The 20,792-nt window shown below is 69.5% G+C and carries 15 protein-coding genes, 1 tRNA gene and 4 pseudogenes; 6 read left to right on the forward strand and 14 right to left on the reverse strand.

What is annotated here, in order from left to right; translation table 11 throughout:
- Window positions 1–147: 147 nt before the first annotated feature.
- The 7 genes from ACPCJR_RS21895 to ACPCJR_RS21925 form a co-directional block, all read right to left on the reverse strand.
- A complete protein-coding gene (locus tag ACPCJR_RS21895) occupies window positions 148–951 on the reverse strand; it encodes an ATP12 family chaperone protein (protein WP_391514918.1) in 804 nt (267 codons plus the stop codon).
- A gap of 60 nt (window positions 952–1,011) precedes the next feature.
- A complete protein-coding gene (locus ACPCJR_RS21900) occupies window positions 1,012–1,722 on the reverse strand; it encodes an HAD-IA family hydrolase (protein WP_391514916.1) in 711 nt (236 codons plus the stop codon).
- A gap of 20 nt (window positions 1,723–1,742) precedes the next feature.
- The gene (locus ACPCJR_RS21905; RefSeq protein WP_391514914.1) at window positions 1,743–2,108 is read right to left on the reverse strand and encodes a serine/threonine protein kinase; all 366 of its coding nucleotides are present in this window, start codon (window positions 2,106–2,108) and stop codon (window positions 1,743–1,745) included.
- Between the two features lie 171 nt (window positions 2,109–2,279).
- Entirely contained in the window at window positions 2,280–3,611 is a 1,332-nt protein-coding gene (locus ACPCJR_RS21910; protein WP_391514913.1) for an RluA family pseudouridine synthase, read from the reverse strand.
- A gap of 113 nt (window positions 3,612–3,724) precedes the next feature.
- Entirely contained in the window at window positions 3,725–4,972 is a 1,248-nt protein-coding gene (locus tag ACPCJR_RS21915) for an Hsp70 family protein (RefSeq protein WP_391514912.1), read from the reverse strand.
- Window positions 4,973–5,065: 93 nt separating this feature from the next.
- A complete protein-coding gene (locus ACPCJR_RS21920) occupies window positions 5,066–6,559 on the reverse strand; it encodes a carboxypeptidase M32 (protein WP_391514910.1) in 1,494 nt (497 codons plus the stop codon).
- 35 nt (window positions 6,560–6,594) lie between these two features.
- Window positions 6,595–7,908, reverse strand: a complete 1,314-nt coding sequence (locus tag ACPCJR_RS21925; RefSeq protein ID WP_391514908.1) for a replication-associated recombination protein A — start codon at window positions 7,906–7,908, stop codon at window positions 6,595–6,597.
- Between the two features lie 131 nt (window positions 7,909–8,039).
- Here ACPCJR_RS21925 and ACPCJR_RS21930 point away from each other — a divergent pair.
- Window positions 8,040–8,129, forward strand: a tRNA-Ser gene (locus tag ACPCJR_RS21930).
- 1,948 nt (window positions 8,130–10,077) lie between these two features.
- Here ACPCJR_RS21930 and ACPCJR_RS21935 read toward each other — a convergent pair.
- The 4 genes and pseudogenes from ACPCJR_RS21935 to ACPCJR_RS21950 form a co-directional block, all read right to left on the reverse strand.
- Window positions 10,078–10,263, reverse strand: a pseudogene (locus ACPCJR_RS21935) (IS5/IS1182 family transposase); the annotation flags it as partial.
- 222 nt (window positions 10,264–10,485) lie between these two features.
- A complete protein-coding gene (locus tag ACPCJR_RS21940) occupies window positions 10,486–11,277 on the reverse strand; it encodes an ABC transporter ATP-binding protein (protein WP_391514907.1) in 792 nt (263 codons plus the stop codon).
- Window positions 11,271–12,266 (reverse strand): ABC transporter permease, encoded by a 996-nt coding sequence (locus ACPCJR_RS21945; RefSeq protein WP_391514906.1) that lies wholly within the window; start codon window positions 12,264–12,266, stop codon window positions 11,271–11,273. Before ACPCJR_RS21945 ends, ACPCJR_RS21940 begins: the two co-directional genes overlap by 7 nt.
- Before the next feature lie 8 nt (window positions 12,267–12,274).
- Window positions 12,275–13,357: an ABC transporter substrate-binding protein gene (locus ACPCJR_RS21950; RefSeq protein WP_391514904.1), complete on the reverse strand. Its 1,083-nt coding sequence runs from the start codon at window positions 13,355–13,357 to the stop codon at window positions 12,275–12,277.
- Window positions 13,358–13,892: 535 nt separating this feature from the next.
- On the opposite strand from ACPCJR_RS21950, the gene ACPCJR_RS21955 reads away from it, so the two are divergent.
- The 5 genes and pseudogenes from ACPCJR_RS21955 to ACPCJR_RS21975 form a co-directional block, all read left to right on the forward strand.
- Window positions 13,893–15,038 carry an acyl-CoA dehydrogenase family protein gene (locus tag ACPCJR_RS21955; protein ID WP_391514902.1) on the forward strand — a complete coding sequence of 382 codons (1,146 nt, stop codon included), beginning with the start codon at window positions 13,893–13,895 and terminating at the stop codon, window positions 15,036–15,038.
- Window positions 15,039–15,069: 31 nt separating this feature from the next.
- Window positions 15,070–16,167, forward strand: a complete 1,098-nt coding sequence (locus ACPCJR_RS21960) for an LLM class flavin-dependent oxidoreductase (RefSeq protein ID WP_391514900.1) — start codon at window positions 15,070–15,072, stop codon at window positions 16,165–16,167.
- Complete coding sequence (locus ACPCJR_RS21965) at window positions 16,167–17,108, forward strand: ABC transporter substrate-binding protein (protein WP_391514898.1); 942 nt, start codon at window positions 16,167–16,169, stop codon at window positions 17,106–17,108. Before ACPCJR_RS21960 ends, ACPCJR_RS21965 begins: the two co-directional genes overlap by 1 nt.
- Before the next feature lie 26 nt (window positions 17,109–17,134).
- Window positions 17,135–17,674 carry a cupin domain-containing protein gene (locus ACPCJR_RS21970; protein WP_391514896.1) on the forward strand — a complete coding sequence of 180 codons (540 nt, stop codon included), beginning with the start codon at window positions 17,135–17,137 and terminating at the stop codon, window positions 17,672–17,674.
- Window positions 17,675–18,353: 679 nt separating this feature from the next.
- A pseudogene (locus ACPCJR_RS21975) lies at window positions 18,354–18,536 on the forward strand (IS630 family transposase); the annotation flags it as partial.
- Window positions 18,537–18,617: 81 nt separating this feature from the next.
- On the opposite strand, the gene ACPCJR_RS21980 reads toward ACPCJR_RS21975, so the two are convergent.
- From ACPCJR_RS21980 to ACPCJR_RS21990, 3 genes and pseudogenes are all read right to left on the reverse strand, one after another.
- Entirely contained in the window at window positions 18,618–19,184 is a 567-nt protein-coding gene (locus ACPCJR_RS21980) for an HD domain-containing protein (RefSeq protein WP_391514894.1), read from the reverse strand.
- 197 nt (window positions 19,185–19,381) lie between these two features.
- Window positions 19,382–19,797 (reverse strand): annotated as a pseudogene (locus ACPCJR_RS21985) (integrase core domain-containing protein); the annotation flags it as partial.
- A pseudogene (locus ACPCJR_RS21990) lies at window positions 19,787–20,423 on the reverse strand (IS630 family transposase); the annotation flags it as partial. The pseudogenes ACPCJR_RS21990 and ACPCJR_RS21985, both read right to left, overlap by 11 nt.
- Window positions 20,424–20,792: the final 369 nt, after the last annotated feature.

The following is a 20,792-nucleotide window of genomic DNA, read 5'->3' on the forward strand; positions in this document are numbered from 1 at the left end:
GTCTCTTCCCGCGTCCTTGCGAGGCTCAGCGAAAACAATCCAGGGCTCCGTACCTTCCTTCCGGACAGGTCGCGCTCCGGGTCGCTTCGGCTCCGCCTCGCGACGACGGAGACGGGCGAAGGCCGGGGCAATCAACCGGAGACGAGATCAAACCGCCAGCCGCGCCACCGTCGCCGCCGCATCGAACTCCGCCCGGCGCAGAGCGAGGCGGGCTTCGGCCTCCGCGTCGCGGCCCCAGACGGCGGCTTGATAGCTCTCGTCCACATGCGCGGCGTCCCAGGCCTGCGCCGCCTCCAGGCGTCCGTGGAGGACGGCGAGGGCGATGATGAGGGAGCCGCTGAGCGTCGTCAGCGCGTGCAGGGCCGCGAGCCGGTACGGATCGTCCACCGCCTCGATCGCCCCGCGCAGGGCCGCCACCGAGCCCTCGGGCTGCGCCACGTGCATCACGCCCTCGGCGAGGAACAGCCGCGCGCCGAACGCGTCCGCGGCCCAGGCGACCAGCGGATCCCAGGCGGTCGCCTGCTCCGCGATGAGCCGATCCGGCGCGTCGGCGCGATAGGCGATGAGGTCGGTGCCGGCATAGGCGGCCAGATCCTCGGCCACCTCCGCCCGGCGATCCACCACGCCGTCGATCGTCGTGTTGACGAGGCGGGTCAGCGGCATGGTGCGCGGATCGATCTCCGTCTCCTGCGCGGCCCATTCGGCGGCCAGAGCCTCGCCCAGGGCGGCGGTCGGCACCGCCAGCGGCCGGCGGCCCGGCGTGTTGGCGCCGCGCCCGTCCAGCACCAGCCGGAAGCCGCCTTCGGTCTCGGCGATCCCGGCCTGCGCGTAGAACCGCTTGGGCAGGGCCGGCCCCGTGCTCGCCCGGGCGGCGCGGACCGGGTCCGGCCTCGGATCGTCGCCGGGCTCGCCCAGCCAGTCGCGGGTCACGTCGTCGCCTGAAGTGCTCATGACCTGCAGATAAGGCCTCGCGCGCGGCCGCGCGAGTCCGGGCGCGTCACGGGCTCAGGCTCACGCGCCCGGAGGCGGTTCGAGATTTTCCGCGACGGGGCCGGGCCGCGCTTCGTCGAGGGGGCCGGAGAACAGGTCGCTGAGGGAGATCGCGGATTCGACCACGGTGACCGCACCCGCGCCGAACAGGGCGCCGGGTGCGTGGTAGCCCCAGGCGACGCCGATCGCGGCCACGCCCGCAGCGCGGGCCATCATCATGTCGAAGGTGGTGTCGCCGATCATCACGGTCATGCCCGGCTCGGAGCCGGCCTCGGCCATGGCCTGGAGCAGCATGGCCGGATCGGGCTTGGAGGGGGCGTCGTCGGCGGTCTGGATCGTCGCGAACCAGTTCTCCCAGCCGTGCTTGTCCACGAGATGATCGACGCCCCGGCGCGACTTGCCCGTGGCGATCCCGAGCTGGATATCCTCGCGGCCGTGCAGCCGCGCCACCAGCTCCGCCATGCCGGGGAAGAGCGGTTCCTCGTAATCGGGATCGATCCGCAGCGCCTGGAAGGCCTTGCGGTAGCTGTGCGAGAGCGATTCGATCGGCCCCGCCTCGCCGACGAGGCGGCGGAACGCGTCCGGCAGCGACAGGCCGACCACGGAGAGCGCCTCCTTGCGCGGGGGCGCCTGCAGGCCGTGCTCGGAAAAGGCGCGCCGCTGCGCCTCGACGATGAGGTGCTGGCTGTCGACGAGGGTACCGTCGACGTCGAAGACGACGAGCTTGAGCACGGAGGGGGCGGTCCGAGCGCTCAAGGCCGGCGGGCGGGCGACGGCACGGAGGCCGGGCGCCGCTCGTAGCCGAGCCGGCAGCGGACGAGGAAGCGCCGGCGCGCGCCGCCCGACAGCCGTCGCCGGTGGGATTCGCGGTTGCAGGCGGCGTAGGAGGTGCGACGCCTCCGTTCGAGCGCCCGCACGCCCGGCGCGGGTGCGCGCGGAGAGGCCGCCGGAGCCGGCGGAGCAGGCGTGCGCGGAGCGGCGGCCGAATTCGGCGGCGAGGAGGGGGCGGGAGCGGTCGTCGGTGCCGGCCCGGCCTCGCCCGGCGGCGCGGCGTCAGCCGGCGCGGCGAGGCAGAGCAGACCGGCAAGCGCGACGGACGACAGCGTGACGGGCCTCATGCGAACCTGACCTCGTTCCACAGAACCGATGACGGAAGACGGCGTGTCAGGGCCGATAAGACCATTCCCCCCCGCCCTCGTCCACGCGGTATCCTCGCGCCGCAAGAGCTAAGGCGTGACACCGGCTTTCCAAGGCGCGTCCTTTGTCGCCCAAGCACCGTGCGTGCCGGTTCAGGCCTCCGGCGCCTCGACGATCGGATCGTAGCGGGCGGCGTCGAAGCCGAGCAGGTTCCAGCTCTGTGCCATGTGCGGCGGCAGCGGGGCGCTGACGTCGACGGGCCGGCCGGTGCGCGGATGCGGGATCACGATGCGCCGGGCGAGCAGGTGCAGGCGGTTCTGGATGCCGCCGGGCAGCTCCCAGTTCTCGACATCGAAGTATTTCGGGTCGCCGACGATGGGGTGACCGATATGCGCGGCGTGGGCGCGAAGCTGGTGCGTCCGCCCGGTGACCGGCTTGAGCGAGAGCCATGCGAGCTTCTGCGCCGCCTGATCGACGGTGGCGTAGTAGGTGAGGGCGTGGCTCGCCCCGTCGTCGCCGTGCTGGGCGACCCGCATGCGCGCATCCGCATCGGTCGGCTCGTCCTTGACGAGGTAGGTCGAGATCCGGCCCTGGCGGGTGCGCGGCACGCCGGCCACCAGCGCCCAGTAGATCTTGCGCGCGGCGCGCGAGCGGAACGACTTGGCGAGCGTCGCGGCGGCCAAGCGCGTCTTGGCGACGATGAGGCAGCCGGCGGTGTCCTTGTCGAGGCGGTGGACGAGGCGCGGGCGCTGCCCGTCCGGCCCGGTCAGCGCGTCGAGCAATCCGTCCACGTGGCGCACGGTGCCCGAGCCGCCCTGCACCGCCAGCCCGAAGGGCTTGTTGAGGATCATCATCTCCGCGTCCTCGTAGAGGATCAGCGAGCGGATGAACTCGGCGTCCCCCGCGGCCTTCGCCGCGCTGCGGGGGCGGTCGGCCGGCTGGTCGAGCTTGAGCGGCGGCACCCGCACGCTCGCGCCCGGCTCAAGGCGGTCGTTCGGCTTGGCGCGCTTGCCGTCCACGCGCAGCTCGCCCTTGCGCACGATGCTCTGCACGCGGGTGAAGGGAAGCTGGGGAAAGCGCGCGTTCAGGAAGCGGTCGATGCGCATGCCCGCCTCGTCGGGGGCAACCGTCAGCGTCTGCACGCCGCTCGCCAGCGTGGCCGAGGCGGCGGCGCGCTGCTCTCGCCGGGTCGGACCCTCGGGCGGGGGAGGGGCCTGCACGGACGGCTTCGCGCTCCGGGTGCGGGGCGCCTCCGACCGTGGCTTCGACGCGCGCTTCGGAGCCGGTGCCGGCTCGGGAGTCCCGGGAGCGTTCCAGGGCGCGCGTTCGCCGGCATCCTCACCGCGGTTGCGGGCGGCGCGCTGGGCGGCGTCGAGGGCGGAGCTGCGCGGTCCGGTTCCGGCGCGCTGCGTGAACCCGCCGGCCTTCGGCCCGCCGGGCCCGCGCCTGGCTCCGGATCCGCGATGTGGAGGACGTCCCTTCATGAGCCGCTGCTATCACTCTGAGGGGACGACGCAAAGCGCGACGGCCGATCACACGCCAAAACCCGGTTCGCCGGCCCCTGCGCGCCGCCGGGATCGCTCCCGCGCCGACCGACTCAGCGGGCGAGGCGCGCCGCCTCCAGGGTGAGCCCGAGCCCGACCGAGCCGAAGGTGTCGCCGTCGACGACGCGCGCGCCGGGCACGCAGGCCGTCAGCGCGGCGCGGACATGCGGCAGGCCGGTCGAGCCGCCGGTGAGGAACAGCGCGTCGATCCGGTCGGCCGAGAGACCCGCCTGGTCCAGGCAGCTTTCGATGCGCCGGGCCATGCGGCGGGCCAGATCGTCGGTATGGCCGGCCAGACGCACCCGGTCGACCTTAGCGGCGAGGCCCGCTTCGACCCAATCCAGATCGACGGTGCCGGCGCCCGCGTCGGAGGCGGCGATCTTGGCGCCCTCCACCGCCATGGCGAGCGAGTGGCCGCGCTCGGCCTCCACCACGGAGCGCAGGCGCGTCACCAGGTCCGGCCGCGCCGCGTCGCGAACAACCTCGTCGATCTCGCGCAGGGTCTTCGCGTTGTAAAGCCGGTTGATGCTCGACCACGTCGCGAGGTCGTGGAAATAGGCGTTCGGCACCGCCAGATCCGCCCGCTTCATCGGGCTGCCCAGGCCCAGCAGCGGCATCACCGCGCCGAGGCTCAGGTTGCGGTCGAAATCGGTGCCGCCGATGCGCACGCCGTCATTGGCCAGGATGTCCTCGGCCCGCTCGTCGCGCCGGTGGCGCTCGGGCGAGAGCCGCACGATGGAGAAATCCGAGGTGCCGCCGCCGATATCGGCGATCAGCGCGATCTCCTCCCGCGTCACGCTTCGCTCGTAATCGAGGGCGGCGGCGATGGGCTCGTATTGAAAGCGCACATGGCGGAAGCCGATCCCTTCCGCGATCCGGCGCAGGGTGTCCTCCGCCTTGCGGTCGGCGGCGGGGTCGTTGTCGACGAAATGCACCGGGCGTCCGTGCACGACGGTGTCGAGTTCCACGCCGGCCTCGGCCTCGCCCCGCGCCTTCACCAGGGTGAGGTAGCGGGCGATCACGTCGCGGAAGCGGATGCGCTCGCGCCCGACCGGCGTGGTCTCCTCGATCAGGGGCGAGCCCAGCACCGACTTGAGCGCCCGCATCAGCCGGCCCGGCGTGCCCTCGACATAGGCCTCGATGGCCGCGCGCCCGATCTGCGCCTCCTGGCCGGGCGCGAAGAAGATTGCGCTCGGCAGGGTGCGGTGGCGGCCCTCCAGGGGCACGAGCACCGGCCGGTCGCCCGTGCCGATGCCGAGGGTGGTGTTGGACGTGCCGAAATCGAGGCCGCAGGCCGCCATGGGACCGGATCGCTTGGTTCTTGTCGGGGAGGGCGGCCCCGTTAAGGCGCCGCGCCCGCACATGCAATCCCCGATCCGCGCTCGAGCCGCCGTTCACGCCCCGCCGAGGTAACGCCGCCGCAGATGCGCGAGGAAGTCGGCCGCGCCGAGCGGTTTGCCGGTGGCCGCGACGAGCAGTTCGTCCGTCTCCAGCAGGCTCCCCCGGGCGTGAACGGTTTCGAGCAGCCAGCCGCGCAGCTGCGCGAAATCGCCCCGCGCCAAGCCCGAGCGGATCTCGGGATGGCGCGCATTCGCGGCCGTGAAGAGCTGCGCGGCGGCCAGCGCCCCGAGCGTGTAGGTCGGAAAGTAGCCGAAGCTGCCGCCGGGCCAGTGGATGTCCTGAAGGCAGCCGTGCCGGTCGTCGGGTACGCTGATCCCCAGCAGCTCCCTCATGCCGTCGTTGAAGGCGCCGGGCAGATCGGCGACGGCGAGGTCGCCCGCGATCATCGCCGTCTCCAGGCGGTAGCGCAGCAGGATGTGGGCCGGATAGGTCACCTCGTCCGCATCCACCCGGATGAAGCCGGGCTCGACCCGGGTGTAGAGGCGGTGGAGGTTCTCGGCCTCCCAGGCCGGCCCCCGACCGCCGAAGGCGTCGCGCAGGACGGGGGCGAGATAGGCGCAGAACTCGGCCGAGCGGCAGGCCTGCATCTCCACCAGCAGCGACTGGCTCTCGTGCAGGCTCATGCCGCGGGCCTGTCCCACCGGCTGGTGACGCCAAGCGGCCGGGCGGCCCTGCTCGTAGATCGCGTGGCCGGTCTCGTGCAGCACGCCCATCAGGGCGCCGGTGGCGCTCGCCTCGTCGTAGCGGGTGGTGATGCGCACATCATCGGTGGCGCCGCCGCAGAACGGGTGCAGGCTCACGTCGAGCCGCCCGCGCTCGAAGTCGAACCCGACCGCCCGCATCAGCTGCAGGCCCAGTTCGCGCTGGATCGCGACCGGGAACGGCCCCGGCAGGGGGAGGGGCGCTGGCTGCGCCGCCTGCCGCTCGCGGATGGCGGTCACGAGATCCGGCAGCAGGCTGCGCAACTCGGAAAAGATCGGGTCGATGCGGGCCCGCCGCATGCCGGGATCGTAGCCGTCGAGCAGCGCGTCGTAGGGCGCGAGGTGCAGAGCCGCCCCCTTGGCCTCGCCGACGGCGCGCTGCAGGCGCAGCACCTCTTCCAGGTGCGGGCGCAGCCGCGGGAAGTCGGAGTCGCGCCGTGCCTCGCGCCAGACCATCTCGCAGCGCGTGGCCGCCTTTGAGGCCGCCGCGACGAGATCGCCCGGGACGGCCGAGGCGTGCGCGTAGGCCCGGCGCATCTCGCGCAGGTTCGCCCGCTCCCATTCGCCGAGCCCGCTCTCCGCTTCGGCCGCCGCGATCCGCTCCGCGTTGCGCGGATCGGTCAGAATCTCGTGGGCGAGCACCCGCAGCACTGCCAGCTGCTCGCCGCGGGCCTCGGAGGCGCCGTCGGGCATCTGGGTCTGCGTGTCCCAGCCGAGGATGCCGCTCGCATCCTCCAGCGCGCCGAGGCGGGCGAAGGTTTTCGCGAGCGTCGTATAGGCCTGCATGGTCGGTCGATGTCCCTGGATGAGGTGGGGATCGTCTATTCCTCGCCGCGCCGCTCCTGGCGCAGCCGCTCCCAATAGGCGAGGCGTTCGCGGTAGCGGGTTTCCATGCCCCGGTCGGTCGGCTCGTAGAAGTGCTGGCGCCCGAGCGCCTCCGGCCAGTAATCCTGGCCCGAGAAGGCGTCCGGCTCGTCGTGGTCGTAGCGGTAACCCTCGCCGTAGCCGATGCGCTTCATCAGCCCCGTGGGCGCGTTGAGGATGGTGCGCGGCGGCGCCAGCGAGCCGGCGGCCTTCGCCGCGCGGGTGGCGGCCTTGTAGGCGGTGTAGACCGCGTTCGATTTGGGCGCGCAGGCGAGATAGACCGTGACCTGGGCCAGCGCCAGTTCGCCCTCCGGGGAGCCCAGGAAGTCGAAGGCATCCTTGGCCGCGTTGGCGACGACGAGCGCCTGCGGGTCGGCCAGTCCGATATCCTCCACCGCCATGCGCACGAGGCGCCGGGCGATGAAGAGACGGTCCTCGCCCGCGTCGAGCATCCGGCAGAGATAGTAGAGTGCCGCGTCGGGATCGGAGCCGCGCACGGTCTTATGCAGGGCGGAGATGAGGTTGTAGTGTCCCTCCTGCGCCTTGTCGTAGATCGGCGCGCGGCGCTGCACGAGGGTCTGCAGCGTCTCGGCATCGAGGATCTCGCCGGGGCGCGCCGAGCGCCACACCTCCTCCGCCAGCGTCAACGCGGCGCGCCCGTCGCCGTCGGCCATGCGGATCAGTGCGGCGCGCGCCTCCTCGTCGAGGGGCAGGGGCGTGCCCTCCAGCTCCTCGGCCCGCGCGAGCAGCCGGGCGAGCGCGCCCGGGTCGAGGGCGCGAAACAGCAGCACCCGGGCGCGGGAGAGCAAAGCCGCGTTGAGTTCGAAGGAGGGATTCTCCGTCGTCGCGCCGACGAGGGTGACGGTGCCGTCCTCCATCACCGGCAGGAAGGCGTCGAGCTGCGCCCGGTTGAAGCGGTGGATCTCGTCGACGAACAGCAGGGTGCCCTGGCCCGTCGCCCGCCGCTTGCGCGCCGCCTCGAACACCTTCCGCAGGTCGGCGATGCCGGAGAAGATCGCCGAAATCTGCTCGAAATGCAGGGCCGTCTCGTGCGCGAGCAGCCGCGCCACGGTGGTCTTGCCCGTGCCGGGCGGTCCCCAGAACACCAGCGAGCCGAGCGAGCGGGAGGCGAGCAGCCGGGTCAGCGCCCCGTCCGGTCCCGTCAGGTGCTCCTGCCCCACGACCTCGGCGAGGCGGCGCGGGCGCAAGCGATCCGCGAGCGGCCGGGGGGCGCCCGTATCGAGGCCAGCGGAGGCGAAGAGATCGGACATGGCCGGCATGAACACCGCCGCCCACCCGTGGGCAAGAGCCCCTGCACCGCATCCGCAAATCTTGCATGGAGCCGGCTTGTGGGGCCGCCGGCCGCGTGCTAGGGCGCATCCCGTCGTCACGACACCTCTGCGGAGAGGTGGCAGAGCGGTTGAATGCACCGCACTCGAAATGCGGCATGGGTGCAAGCCCATCGGGGGTTCGAATCCCCCCCTCTCCGCCATTAAGTTTTATACTGCATCCACATTGACTTAGCTTGGCACTGATGCAGTACTTTGTAGTTCGATTGTGGTTTAGCAGGGACTGCAAGCGGGCGCTCTGGCTTAGCTTCACAAAGCCCAGGCCGACGCCAACGATCCAGTCACGAGGATCGGTCAAGCTCAGCGAGAGTCGCTTCGATCTCGGCTAACCCATCGGGATCGGTTGCGCTGTCTACCACATGATTTGATTCTCCAGCCCGTGATGGTCAATGACGCTCAGACCGAAGTTTGGATCGAAACGGACAGTCCGGTGCTCTGAGCCTTCGACGCGACGGGACACGATTGACAGCTTTTCCTGAAGGTCGGCGTGACGATCGCCAACTTCAAACGCTCTCATGTGCATGGCGATCTCCGGTGCCGGCCCGGTTCGCATCGCGCGACTCCTCTGCCGACGCGGTGTGAATGGTCGATGCCCAGTGGATCGTCAAAAATAACTGTAGATGTATATTTGAGCCAGCAATGACTTATCTCGGGCGGCGGGTCGTGACCGAGTGTAAAATCGGCCAGCGAGTGTCTACCTTTTCGAATAAAGGAAGACGTATGGCATGCTCCAACCACATTTTGTTTCGCCCTGGACCCGAATGCACTCCATGATTTCTGGATAATTCACTCGCTCCATCGCGAAGACGCTCTTTCCAGCTGGAACAATCCAGCACCGGCCGTCCGCCTCTGTTTCCTGCTAAAAGGCGACAAGCGCATGCATATCCTGTTTAAGTAGTTGGATGCTCCTGATGTGGTCATAGGGGTTCGCGCAGGCGCGAGCACTTTGGTCCAGTGTTACGGGGCCGGGGCGATCAAGAGCATGTGCTGTGACGGGCAGAATGGCTGCAAGGGTGATAATGGTGAGGCGCATGGCTACTCTCAGATTTTATACCACGCTTTACAGCCCGCCTTTTGCAAAATGGAACCGCAGCACATTCAGCCGTAGCCCTCTGTCACGGACAATTGCGGAGCGCTCACATGAATGGTTGATCAGAATATTAAGGTTTTTTGAGGCTCCGGCCTATCTCTGGTGGTCCCCGCGACTGGGCCGTGTCAGGCATCCGGAACGGCCCGTCCGGCGCAGGCAGCGCCGAGACGGTGAACGCGGCCTCAATGTAGAGGCCGCCGTCGAGGGCCGCGTCGTCTCGTCCGGTGCCGGTTCGGCTCGATTAGCAACATCTGCCCCGAGTGCCGGCTCCAGATATGCTGGGGACTCGCCGTGCACCTCAAGCGCTGCCGTCCAATGGCGAGCCTCCTGCACGATCTCGCGGGCCTTCCGGTGAAGCTCCTGGGCCTCTGCCCGGATGTCGTTCGTCATCGTGAGCGCCGGACAGTCGAAGCTAAGACGCCAAGGGGAGCCAGGGCGGTCGCAGGCGAACCGGGCGTGGATGCCGGGCAGCGCGAGCCAGGAGCGCTTGGTGCAGTAGCTCACCCAGCCCGCGTTCGGGTCGCGATTGAGCTTGACCTGGGACTTGAGGGCGCCGTCGTCCCAGGCCCTGTCGCGTGCCGGAGAATCTTCCGGAGAAGCGCGAGGCACCGCCGGCTCGGATTTTCGAGGTTCAGAGCCGCGTGCAGATGTAGCCGGCGCTTCCGGGTCCCGTCCCTGTCGGTTGGACGACAACACCTGCCGCCGTCACACGAGCCTCGGCTGGCTCACTCCGAACGCGTTTGCAATCCGGTCCAAGCAGGACCAGAACCAGAACGGACTCTGGTACGAACGGAGGCAACCAGGGAGCAAGGTAACCTTGAATGTCTGCAAGGAGTCGATTTCGTTGCAAAACTCGGCGGCGGCTGAGATCGGCGACGCGCGGGAACAATCCCTTTCCATCGGCCCCAAGGCCTCCTTTCCAATTAAACCAAGGCTCGGCTGCGGGACCGGGATGATCTTGGTCAGCTTCCTCAGGTTCTGAGCGGCTGCGGCAGGCCGATAATCATCAGTTCGGGATCGACCGAAGGACGGCCCGTAGAGGCGTGGAACGGTGCCAGTTCCGGATGCAGGCCGGTGAGATCGACGAAGTGGTCGATGGCGCGGAGGAGATCGTCGGCATAAACGTGAGTATCGAGTAGGGACTCGTAGAAAAGATTACTCTGCTTTACTTGCCGAGGCCCGATCAGATACGTCGATTCCCGCCCCACAATGTTGGTTAATCAACCTACAAATAACAGTAAAATAAAATAATCTACCATCATAATCGATTATAATCGGATTTTACTATTTGAAATCAAGCGTTTTCATCACTTTTGCTTAAAAATAATCGACACATTTTTATACTATCATATCTTCCCCGAATGGATGGTCGCACGGATAAACATAGCACTACCCGCAGTAGTAGCCGATCAAATCGATTGACCGAGGATACCGAGGATCGTGCGGCGCAGGCGCACCAGTTCGGGATCGTCGCGGTGGCGCGGATAGGGCAGATCGACGGGCAGGTCCGCGCGGATCGCGGCCGGGCGGTCGGAGAGCACGATGACGCGCTCGGCCAGCACCAGGGCCTCCTCCACGTCGTGGGTGACGAGGAGGGCCGTAAAGCGCGTCTCCTGCCACAGCCGCAGGATCTCGGCCTGCAGGCTGAGTCGGGTCAGGGCATCGAGCTTGCCGAGCGGTTCGTCGAGGAGCAGCAGGCGCGGCGCGTTCACCAGGGCGCGGGCCAGCGCCGCGCGCTGCGCCATGCCGCCGGAGAGCTGGTGCGGGAACACCTCCGCGAAGCCGTCGAGCCCGACGAGGCGGAGCGCCGCCTCGACCTTCGCCGCGCGCTCCGACCGCGCGACGCTGCGGGCCTCCAGCCCCAGCGTCACGTTTCCCCGCACCGTGCGCCAGGGATAGAGCGTCGGATCCTGGAACACGAGCAGGCGCGACGGATCGGGGCCAGTGACCCGCGTGCCGTCGATCGCGATGCGTCCGGCGCCGGGCGGCTCGAGTCCGGCGACGAGGCGCAGCAGGGTGGACTTGCCGCAGCCTGAGGGGCCGAGCAGGGCCACGAAGCCGCCGGGCGCCACGTCGAGCGAGATGCGGTCGAGGACGGGCAGCGCCGCGCCGCGGATGTCGAAGTCGTGGGAGACGGCCTCGACCGCGAGGCGCGAACCGGCGGCGGCCGGGGCGGGGCGTTCGAGCGTCGCGGCTACCATTGCACCAGCCCCTTCTGCCAGGAGAGCACCCGGTCGCGTAAGCGAAACAGCAGGCTGATGAGCCCGGAGCACATCAACGCCATCACGATCAGCGCGGCGTAGAGGTTGGCGTAGGCCGCCCAGCCTTGGGCCCATTGCAGGTACCAGCCGAGGCCGGCCTTCACGCCGAGCATTTCGGCCACCACCAGCACGGCGAACGAGCCGCCGAGCCCCATGAACAGCCCGACGAAGACGTGCGGCAGCGCCGCCGGTACCGCGACCCGCAGCACGAGGAAGGCGGGCGAGGCGCCGAGCGTGCGCGCCACGTCGAAATAGGCCTTGTTGACCCCGGCGACCCCCGACCACGTCAGCACCGTGACCGGGAAGCCGGTGGCGAGCGCGATCAGGAACGTGCTGGCCGACCACGACGAGGGAAACACGAAGAACGCGAGCGGCAGCCACGCGGTCGCGGGCAGCGGCCCGACGAAGCGCAGCACGGGATGGGCCCAGTAGCCCACCGCCTTCGACCAGCCGATGGCGACGCCCAGCAGGAAGCCGAGCCCGGCGCCGATCAGGTAGCCCCCGGCCAGGAGCTTCAGCGAGGCCAGGATGCTGCCGCCGAGCCGGGGCCAGTCGTCGAGGAAGACTTCCAGGATCGCCTGCGGCGGCGGGAAGAACGGCATCGGCAACCACGCCAGTTTCGCCGTGATCAGTTCCCAGGCGAGGAAGCCCAGCGCCACGAGCGTCAGCCAGGGCGCCCAATGCGCGAGCGCGGCACCGGCTCGGCCGAGGCGGCCTGAGAGGGCGGCGAGCGGCGCCAGGGCGAGGCCGAGGGCGAGCGCGCCGCTCGCGAAGGTCGCGGTGTAGGGGAAGTCGCCCTCCTCCGGCAGGGCGTAGGTCGCTGCCGCCAGCGCGAGCCACGCCGCCCCGAGGGCGAGCGCCCGCAGGGGCAAGCCGGGGAGGCGCGCCGCATGGGGCAGGGTGCCGGCAAAACCGGTGAGACTGGCCATGGGGGGCCTCAGCTCAGCACGTCGGCATAGACGCGCTCGGCGAACTTGGCCGTGTCGGTCGAGCGCTTGAGGACGTTCACCTGTTTCAGTTCGTCGCCGTAGAGCACGAGCTGCCGCTTGAGGTCGGCGCCGACCGGGCGGTCGCCGTGGTGCTGGCTCCTCAGCATCGCGGCCAGATCCTCGACCGAGCCCCGTCCGCCGTAACCGGAGAAGATGCGGGCGGCATCCTCCGGGTTCTCGTGGACGCGGTGGCCGGCCTCCAGCACGGCGCGGGTGAGCGCGCCCGCCGCCGCCCGGTCGCCCCGGATCAGGCTGCCGCGCACGGCGACCACGCAGCAGGTGCGGTCGGCATAGTCGCCGGACAGGTTGGTGGCGACCTCCGCGAATCTCGGGTCCTTCAGCCAGATCCACGTGCGCGGGTCGGAATCGGCCAGCGCCTGCGCCTCGCCCTTCTCGACCGCGAGGTTGAGGAGATCGGCCGGGTATTGGCGCCACTCGACGCCGGTCTCCGGATCGATGCCGGCCTTGGCGAGCAGCAGGGCGAAGAAGTTCTTGGCCGGGCTAGCGTGGTCGCTGATCGCGATCGTCTTGCCCTTGAGCGCGGCGATGTCGGTGATGCCCGCCGACTTCGCCCCGAGCAGGCGCAGACAGCCGCCGTGCAGGCCGGCGGTGATCTTCACGTCGAAACCCTGTTCCAGGGGTTTCAGCCATCGCAAAGCCATGCCGATGCCGGCATCGGCCTTGCCCGTGGCGATGGCCTCCAGGAGCGCTTCGGTCGAGCCGCCGAAATTGACGAATTCCACGTCGAGCCCATGGGCGGCGAAGATGCCGCGCTCCTTGGCGAGCGGCGCGGCGGCGGTGCAGATCGCGGTGGCGTTCCAGGCGAGCTTGATCGGTTTCAACGGGCCCGCAGTCGCCTCCCCAGCGGTGGGGCGGCAGATCGGGCCGGGATCGAACGGCACAGGACCGGGCCCCCAGGCCTGCACGCCGCCCATCCCGAACCCGAGGGGCAGGGCCGCGGCGGCGGCGCCCGCGCGCAGCAGGGACCGGCGCGACGGCAGAAGGCCGGGGCGCGGGGGGGCGTCGGTCATTGGTCGTCTCCGAGCAGGGCACGCGCGCGGACATCCACCCGGTGAGCCGGGACGGCGTGGCGCATCGATAGGGGGGACGGCCTCGTTGTTCGGGCCGATGTATTCAATCTTCAATCGCGCGTCGGCAAAGTCAATCGAAGCATCTTTCTAAGATGGGTCGTGCCTTGCGATGGAATTTCCCGAAGTCGGCTCGGGCGAGAAGATTTTCCATCCGGCGGTTCGGTACGGCGGCGGGCCGACCTTTGGCGTCGAACACTGCGCCCCACTCAAAGAGGTTTCGGCGAGAGTTTGCTGAAGTTGCGTCCACAACAGATGTCCTACGCATCAGCGACAGGGCAGAGCGTTATCTTCCAGCATTCCGAGGTAGGCGGGCAGAACCTCCTTCCGACGGCCCTGACTTTGGAAACACGTTTCGTTGACCGCGCGAGGCCTCGCGCCGAGCATAGGGACGCCGACCGGGACGCCGCTTGCCGATCGTCTCCGCACGCCGTCCGGCCGTCGCCTTCAGCCCCCAACCGCACCCCATGCCCCCTCGATGACCACGGCCGCCGCGCCCCTCGACACCGCCCGCACCCTCGCCGAACGCTTCGCCGCGACGGCTGGCGAGCGCGACCGCACAGGCGCCTTCCCGCACGCGCCCCTCGCGGCTTTGCGCGAGGCCGGCCTGATCGGACTCGCCGCGCCGGAACGGCTCGGCGGCGGCGGGGCCGGGCTGGCGCGGGCGGCGCAGGTGGTGGGGGCCATCGCTGCGGGCGATCCGGCGGTCGCCCTGGTTCTGGCGATGACGCTGCTCCAGCACGGTCTGATCCATCGCGAGGGCACGCCCTGGCCGCGCGCGCTCGCCGACCGGATCGGGCGCGAGGCCGCGGCGGACGGCGCCCTCATCAACGCGCTGCGGGTCGAGCCCGATCTCGGCACGCCGGCCCGCGGCGGCCTACCCGCCACCATCGCCCGACGCGACGGCGGCGACTGGCGCCTCACGGGGCGCAAGATCTACTCGACCGGCGCGCCGGGGCTCGCCTACGGCCTCGTCTTCGCCCGCACCGACGAGCCCGAGCCGCGGATCGGCAACGTCCTGGTGCCGATGTCGTCCCCCGGCCTCCGCATCGAGGAGACCTGGGACCATCTCGGCCTGCGCGCCTCGGGCAGCCACGACGTGGTGTTCGAGGATGTGCGGGTGCCGGGCGCGTACGCGGTCGATCTGCGCCGCCCGGAGGCGTGGCGCCGGCCCGATCCGCTGCAGCAGGCCTGGAGCTGCGCGCTGCTGGCCGCCCTCTACGACGGCGTCGCGCGGGCGGCGCAGGGCTGGTTCATGCGCTTTCTACACGAGCGCATTCCCGAAAACCTCGGCGCGCCGCTCGCCAGCCTGCCGCGCTTCCACGAGGCGGTCGGCGAGAACGAGCGGCTTCTCTCCGTCAACGCTCGCCTCGTGGCGAGTCTCGCTGCCGAGACCGATGCGGGCGCACCGCCGGCGCCGCAGGAGGCCGGCTTCGTCAAAGTCACGGTGACGGAGAACGCGATCCAGGCGGTGCAGCGGGTGGCCGAACTCTGCGGCAACGCCGCGCTCTCGCGAAAGGCGCCGCTGGAGCGGCACCTGCGCGATGTCCTGTGCGCGCGCATCCACTGGCCGCAGGGCGATGCGGTGCGGATCGCCGCCGGCCGCGCCGCGCTCGGTATCTGACGGTCGAGAGAAATTCGCGAGGGAAATCCGGATGAGTCTGCTGCCACCCGAGGCGATCGAGTTCATCGGCTTCGTCGCCCCGCACGAGGTCTCCGAGACGCACGCAGCGCGTGGGCCCGCGATCGAGCCCGATTATCTGCGGCTCCTGGCCCAGGCGCACGAGCGGGGCGGCTTCGACCGGGTGCTGGTGGCGGCCTATTCCACGTCCCCCGATCCCCTGCTGATCGCCGCGGAGATCGCGGCCGCCACTCAGCGGATCGGGCTGATGATCGCCCATCGCACCGGCTTCACCGCGCCCACCATCGCGGCGCGCCAGTTCGCGACGCTCGACCTGCTCACCGGCGGGCGCGTGGCGATCCACGCGATCAGCGGCGGTGACGACCGCGATCTCGCCCGCGACGGCGACCACCTCACCAAGGACGAGCGCTACGCCCGCACCCGAGAGTTCCTCGACATCCTGCGCCTCGCCTGGACGTCCGACGCGCCGTTCGACTACGCGGGCAGCCATTACCGGATCGAGGCCGGCTTCTCCGAGGTGAAGCCGGTCGGGGCGATCCCCGTCTATTTCGGAGGCGCCTCGCCGGCGGCTCTGGCGGTGGCCGGCCGGCACGCCGATACCTACGCCCTGTGGGGAGAGACCTACGCCCAGGTGCGCGAGTTGATCGGCCGGGTACAGGCGGCCGCCGCCCCTCACGGGCGCTCGCCCCGGTTCAGCCTCTCGCTGCGACCGATCCTGGCAGAGACCGAGGAGCGGGCCTGGGCGCGGGCGGAGGCTATCCTTGCCGAGACCCGGCGGCTGCGGACCGCGCGCGGGCTGGGGTCTGCGGCGGCCCCGCAGAACGAGGGCTCGCGCCGGCTGCTGGCCGCGGCGGCCGAGGGCCGACGCCTCGACAAGCGCCTCTACACCGCGATCGCCGCCGAGACCGGCGCCGCCGGCAACTCCACGGCGCTCGTCGGCACGCCCGAGCAAGTCGCCGACGCACTTCTCGACTATCACGACCTCGGCGTGCGCACCTTCCTGATCCGCGGCTTCGACCCGCTGGAGGACGCGATCCAGTATGGACGTGCGTTGCTGCCGGCCTTCAAGAGTTTGCTCGCCCGGCGCAGCGGTGCGGCGGAGGCTGCGTGATGGCCCGCTTGCTCGTCCTGATCGCGCTGGCGCTTGCCGGCCTCGCGCCGGTCCGCGCAGAGGAGGTTCTGCGGGTCGGCGACCAGCGCGGCAACGCCCGCGCCCTGATGGAGGCCGCGGGCGTCCTCGACGGGCTGACCTACCGGCTCGAATGGAGCGAGTTTCCGGCCGCGGCCCCGCTGCTGGAAGCGCTGAATGCCGGCGTCATCGACGCGGGCGGCGTGGGCGATGCGCCCTTCACCTTCGCGGCCGCCGCGGGAGTTCCGGTGAAGGCATTCCTCGCCTTCCGCAATCGGCAGGACGGACTTGCCATCCTCGTGCGGCCCGATTCCAGCATCCGCAGCGTGGCGGATCTTCAGGGCAAGCGCATCGCCACCAACCGTGGCTCGATCGGCCATCAGGTCGTCCTCGCCGCCCTCGAAGAGGCGGGACTGGCCGCCGACAGCGTTCAGTTCCGCTTCCTGCCGCCGGCCGACGCCAAGCTGGCGCTCGCCTCCGGCGCGGTCGATGCGTGGTCGACCTGGGAGCCGTACACCTCCGCGGCCGAACTCGCCGGCCTCGTGCGCGTGGTCCGCGACGGCAACGGCATCACCCCGGGCCTGAGCTACGCGGTGGCGAGCGAGGCCGCACTGAAGTCCAAGCGCGCCCTGCTCGCCGACTATGCGGCCCGCCTCGCCAGGGCCCGAGCCTGGGCGCTGACCGATCCGGCGCCCTATGCTTCCGCGTGGTCGCGGCTGATCGGCTTGCCGGAGGCGGTGCCGCTGCGCTGGTTCGGGCGCGCCCGATACCGCACCGTGCCGATCGATGAAGCCGTGATCGCCGACGAGCAGCGCATCATCGACCTCTACGTGCGGGCCGGGTTGATTCCCACGGCGCGGGCCCCGCGCGCGGAAGCGATCCTCGATACCGGGTTTTCGGGCGCGCTCGCCGCTGTGCGGTGATCGCCACGGCAAAGGATTCACTGGACATGCACGACATTGGCGACGGCCAGGCCCACGACCATGAGCCCCACGCTCACGACCCTCACCACGATCACGAGGAGGCTGCGGCCGCGCGCTGGAAGCATGACGGCGTGCGGGTGATCCCCGGCGATCGGCTCGACCCCAACACCGCCCAGACGCCCGGCATGTTCCGGCAGGCGGCGGTCAACGCCGCCCGGGTCGGCGCGCAGAAGATCTGGGCCGGTACGGTGGCGATCGCGCCCGACGCCAAGACCGGCGTGCATCACCACGGCGCCTTGGAGAGCGTGATCTACATCGTCTCGGGCCGCGCCCGGATGCGCTGGGGCGAGCGCCTGGAATACGTGGCCGAGGCTGGGCCCGGCGACTTCATCTTCGTGCCTCCGTTCGTGCCGCACCAGGAGATCAATGCCTCCACCGACGAGCCCCTGCACTGCGTGCTGGTGCGCTCCGACAACGAGGCGGTGGTGGTCAACCTGCCCGATGTCGAGGCGGCCGAGCGTCCCGAGACCGTCTACTGGGTCGATCCGATCCACAAGCAGCCGTGACCCCGTGCCTGCCTGGCCGTCATCGCGCGGCGGAGCCGTATCCATCCACGCCGCCGCCTCGTTCGAACAGGTCACGAAGGAGCGGCGTCGCTTTCCAGTCGCCATCACGGATGCGCGCGGCCGTCTCGGCGCTTCCATGAGGCCACGCTGATATCGGCTGCCGCTCTGCTTTCGATGCGACTCAGAGTGTCTGCTCGCTGACCGAACGGCAGTTTCGGCTTTCCAGCGATATTCTGACCTTCGCCAGCGGCGGCCCTGGAGACCGCTTCGGGTCAGGAGTTCACTCCCGACTGGTTCGGCAGTGCGCCACAAGCCGACCTTCACCTCTGAACAGACAAGCATCTGCTCTCGAAGTAGGAGCGGACTCGTTTGCTGCACGGCAGGTCCCCACGCAGCTGAAACCGAGAGCGCCCGCGCCCAGGCGCGCCTCGCCAAGGTCGAGATCCAACTCGACTGCTTCCGGGCCGAGGAGTTCTGGGACCGGGTCATGCAGGAGGTAGCCAAGCTCCTGGCCGAGCGGGGTCCCCTGACGCCAGCCGAGATCCTACCGGCACTCCAGGCTGTGACCCACCGCGGCGCCACCCTTCACAAGGAGCCCCCACTCAGGGTACGCTCAAGGAGAAGACGGACGTCCGCCTTGTCCACGACCGCTCCTTCGACCCACGGGACGATACACCTAGACCTCAATCCCATCGAGCAGGCCTTCGCTAAGCTGAAGACCCTGCTCCGAACCGCTGCCGCCCGCACCGTCCCAGAACTCTGGAATGCCATCCGGCAGGCTTTCGCTCGCTTCACACCAGAAGAGTGCGGCAACTACCTCGACGCAGCCGGGTACGAGCGCGACGAAGCCGTCGCTACATGAGCGGAAATCGCTCTAGCGCCTGGGCGCCGCGCGGGGCGAAGCCTGTCAGGCCATGGAAGGGCGGAAGGGTGTCCGGCCAAGTCATGCCCGTGCTCCCGAGGCGGCGCAGAGCCGCGCTGGCTGGCCGGCGTGCGCGCGACGCGTAGCCTGCAAGATCGAGTTCCAGTGCATGCGGGAATGCGACGACATCCGAGCCGACCCAGTCGGCGAGCGTAGGAAGACCGGCGAAGAGGTGAACGAGGTGGGGAAGCCCCAGGACCGCCGGATCGCCCCATTCGGCGTCCGGAACCAAGAGCGGAGCGCCTCGCCCATCGCCGCCCCTTGCGCCTTCCATTCGTAGAATGGCGCGTCCGGCCAGTCGCGTTTGTCACAGCTCGACGTCGGCCGTCCGTGATGGGCGAACAGAGCTTGAAACCAATCGAGGCCCCATCGCCCTTCCTCGAGCGGCGCGAAGAGGCGATCGGCCATTCCGCCCATCGCCTTGGGTCGGTCCGCCTGCTTGTCGAGCCATCGCCAGCACTCTTCCAGATGGCCGCACGGATCGCGCTGTTCCTCCTTCGGCCAAGCTTTCGCCTGGAAGCGCGGTAACAGCTTGCCGACATCGTGGATGAAGGAAGGCCGCGAGCCACTGAACTTCTCCGTGGACAAGCCGGCGTTCGGCGGCGCACGTCAGACGGTGGGCAACGACGGGAAGACGGACGAGCTGCTCGATGACAGGTGCGACATCCATCGAATGGTGGATCAGATGGTGCGATGGCCGTCGCTTGGCATCCGTTTTTTGCCCACGCGCAGCGGATGGCAGCCTTCCACTCTCCGAAGTAACCTTGCCCCCTGCTTGCCCACGTTCATAACCAGTGTCCATTCTGGTTCTGGTCCTGCTTGGATCGGGTTGCAAACGCGTTCGGGGCTAGCCCGCCGAGGCTCGTGTGAGGGCGGCAGGTGTTGTCGTCCAACCGCCACGTCTCGATGATGATTCGGGCCGTCGGCCAGTTCCGGAATAAATGCTCGTTCAGGCACTCGACATAACCGATCTGCTGCGCCTTGTCGGGGGCTATGGTGTGCCACTCGACCCCACGCTCCTACTGCCAGCGCAGGATGGCGTGTGAGGTCAGCTCGGTGCCGCTGTCGGAGACAATCATCAGCGAATTGCCCGGCCCGGGATGATCCGGTCAAGCTCGCGCGCGACCCGCCGCCCAGACAGTGAGGTGTCGACCACCAGCGCAAGACACTCCCGCGTGCAATCGTCGACCACGACAAGGATGGCCGTTAGTACCGCCTTCCGCGAGATCGAGGGCGCATGGACCAGTGGTGTGCAGGGCAGCGGTGATGGTGGTGGTCTTTTAGTGCCCGTGCGGAACCGCGCCCCGGTAGCTCTCGCCCCGCGGCGCCCAACCGTAGCGGCGCACCATGTTGCGGGTGGTCGCCGTCCTGTCGAGGAAGACGAGTGCGTCGGGATCGAGTTCGTCCTGGGCCTCGAACCAGTCCTCTCGCTCGGCCCTCACGTCTGGCCGCTGCTGCTCGGCAGCGTGGAGCATGTTTTTTCGTGCGTGACGGCGTGGCGCCGGAAGAAGCGCGACAGCCCGCGCTCGCTGGTGGCGATGCCGCGCTCGGCCAGCAGAGCGCGCAACTCTGACAACATCAGCGTCGGCTGCTCCTTGCGCAGGCTCAGGATCAGGTCTGCATGGGCTTCCACATGCCGCGAGCGTCGGTCGCCCCCCTGCGGCTTGGCCGCCTCCCGGCCCTCCCGCTCGAAGCTCTCCTGCCAGCCAATGGCGCTGGCCTGGCTGGACTGACCCCCAACCGCTCGGCGGCTCGACGCCGCGAGGAGCCCTCGGACACGGCCTTCACGACCCGCTCGCGCAGATCCGATGACAACGGTGACCCCATTGATCCTCCTGTCGATGACTACAGGGAATCAGATCACGCCCTGCCAGGGAACCTCAACCGACCCTCAGCGGTCTGCAAAAGCTCCATTTGCCGCGAGCGGCTCCCCGAACCCCTGACGGGTTTCGGCCGTTCGGGTCGCGATCACATTGCCGCCCGTGTCGAAGACCGCGATGTCTCGAAGGCACCGATAGCTTCAAGCGCGCTCTGCGCGCATCGCATCGGTGATGCCGCCCTCCGGATGGCCGCCAGGATTACGGCCACAGCTTCGGGATCGTCTCTCGACGTTTGAATAGATACAATATTAAATCGACAATGTAGCAGTGTCGAGCCGGAAAAATCCGACAATCCCGAGTGAACTTCAGCATCGAC

The sequence above is a fragment of the Methylobacterium sp. NPDC097929 genome, assembly GCF_049543375.1.
Classification (GTDB): Bacteria; Pseudomonadota; Alphaproteobacteria; order Rhizobiales; family Beijerinckiaceae; genus Methylobacterium.

Coding starts and splice junctions, on each gene's coding strand:
- ACPCJR_RS21895 (WP_391514918.1), bottom strand. CDS start 951: ATGAGCACTTCAGGCGACGACGTGACCCGCGACTGGCTGGGCGAGCCC.
- ACPCJR_RS21905 (WP_391514914.1), bottom strand. CDS start 2,108: ATGAGGCCCGTCACGCTGTCGTCCGTCGCGCTTGCCGGTCTGCTCTGC.
- ACPCJR_RS21910 (WP_391514913.1), bottom strand. CDS start 3,611: ATGAAGGGACGTCCTCCACATCGCGGATCCGGAGCCAGGCGCGGGCCC.
- ACPCJR_RS21915 (WP_391514912.1), bottom strand. CDS start 4,972: ATGGCGGCCTGCGGCCTCGATTTCGGCACGTCCAACACCACCCTCGGC.
- ACPCJR_RS21920 (WP_391514910.1), bottom strand. CDS start 6,559: ATGCAGGCCTATACGACGCTCGCGAAAACCTTCGCCCGCCTCGGCGCG.
- ACPCJR_RS21925 (WP_391514908.1), bottom strand. CDS start 7,908: ATGTCCGATCTCTTCGCCTCCGCTGGCCTCGATACGGGCGCCCCCCGG.
- ACPCJR_RS21940 (WP_391514907.1), bottom strand. CDS start 11,277: ATGGTAGCCGCGACGCTCGAACGCCCCGCCCCGGCCGCCGCCGGTTCG.
- ACPCJR_RS21945 (WP_391514906.1), bottom strand. CDS start 12,266: ATGGCCAGTCTCACCGGTTTTGCCGGCACCCTGCCCCATGCGGCGCGC.
- ACPCJR_RS21950 (WP_391514904.1), bottom strand. CDS start 13,357: ATGACCGACGCCCCCCCGCGCCCCGGCCTTCTGCCGTCGCGCCGGTCC.
- ACPCJR_RS21955 (WP_391514902.1), top strand. CDS start 13,893: ATGACCACGGCCGCCGCGCCCCTCGACACCGCCCGCACCCTCGCCGAA.
- ACPCJR_RS21960 (WP_391514900.1), top strand. CDS start 15,070: ATGAGTCTGCTGCCACCCGAGGCGATCGAGTTCATCGGCTTCGTCGCC.
- ACPCJR_RS21965 (WP_391514898.1), top strand. CDS start 16,167: ATGGCCCGCTTGCTCGTCCTGATCGCGCTGGCGCTTGCCGGCCTCGCG.
- ACPCJR_RS21970 (WP_391514896.1), top strand. CDS start 17,135: ATGCACGACATTGGCGACGGCCAGGCCCACGACCATGAGCCCCACGCT.